Source organism: Billgrantia kenyensis, assembly GCF_013697085.1.
In the GTDB taxonomy this organism is placed as follows: Bacteria; Pseudomonadota; Gammaproteobacteria; order Pseudomonadales; family Halomonadaceae; genus Halomonas; species Halomonas kenyensis.
Genome location: NZ_JACEFT010000079.1, coordinates 1 through 1,235, shown reverse-complemented (window position 1 = coordinate 1,235; position 1,235 = coordinate 1). Strand labels below are relative to the sequence as shown.

The 1,235-nt window shown below is 61.0% G+C and carries 1 pseudogene; it reads right to left on the bottom strand.

Going from position 1 to position 1,235, the window contains the following annotated elements:
• Positions 1–30 precede the first annotated feature (30 nt).
• Positions 31–1,172 (bottom strand): annotated as a pseudogene (locus H1D44_RS20665) (IS3 family transposase).
• Between the last annotated feature and the right edge of the window lie 63 nt (positions 1,173–1,235).

Sequence of the window (1,235 nt, the reverse complement as noted above, 5' to 3'; positions counted from 1 at the left end):
TGTTCTGGTCAAGTCAGAGCGGACACATTTTCAAGCCGCAGCTGCCAATTCAATCTCCCTCGGCGTCTGGTAGCCCAGGGTCGAGTGGAGCCGGCAGCTGTTGTACTCCATCTCGATGTAGTCGATCACATCCCGCCGTGCTGCCTGCCGGCTCCAGTATCGCTGGCCGGCCAGCCACTCGCTTTTTAGTGAGCCGAAGAAGCGCTCCATGACGGCATTGTCCCAGCAGTTCCCCTTCCGGCTCATTGAAGCCTGGAACCCGTGTCGATCCAGCCTGGCGCGGTAATCACGTGACGCGTACTGGCTGCCGCGATCGCTGTGATGAATCAACCCTCTCTCGGGCTGCCGGCGACCTACGGCCATTTCCAAGGCGTCCAGGACCAGCGGCGTGCGCATATGGTCCGCCATTGCCCAGCCCACCAACTGCCGATCGTGGAGGTCGAGCACCGCCGCCAGATAGAGCCACCCTTCCAGCGTCCAGATCGCCGTGATATCGGCCACCCAGGCCCGATCCGGTGCCGCCACCATGAACTGGCGGTTCAGCAGGTTAGGCGCCACCGGCAGGCTATGCTCACTGTCGGTCGTGTGGCGCCAGCGGCGCCGCTGACGTGCCTCTACACCTGCTTCCCGCATCAGGCTGCGGGCCTGGTAACGGCCGACGTCGTAGCCTCGGCGTCGTAGCTCTCTGGCTATGCGACGGCTGCCGTAGCTGCCACGCTTCTGGCGATGAATCTCTCTGACCTCTTGAAGTAAGGCCTGACGATGATCATCAGGGCCACGCCGTCGCCAAGCATAGAAACCGCTCCGGCTGACCCGCATGACTCGACACAACACGGCCACGGGATAGGTGGCCTTCTCCGACTCGATAAACTGGTATCTCAGCTCGATTCTTTGGCGAAGAAGGCCGCCGCCTTTTTTAAAATATCCTTTTCAATCTGAAGCTTACGAACTTCTTCGCGGAGCTTCTTGATCTCGGCGTCGCGATCGTCCTCCTGCCGTCCCGGGGTGCCAGAGACCTGCTGACGGTGCTTGCGGCACCAGCGGTCCAGTACGCTGCGCTCCACGCCAAGGCGCCGGGCGGCCTCGGATACGGAATACCCCTGGTCGATCACCAGGCTCACTGCATCCGCCTTGAATTCATCGGAAAACCGACGTCGAGTCTTCTTGGTCATGAACACCTCCATTGCCTCCATTATGAGGCTTATCGGGGTGTCCGCTCCAATTGGACCACTTCA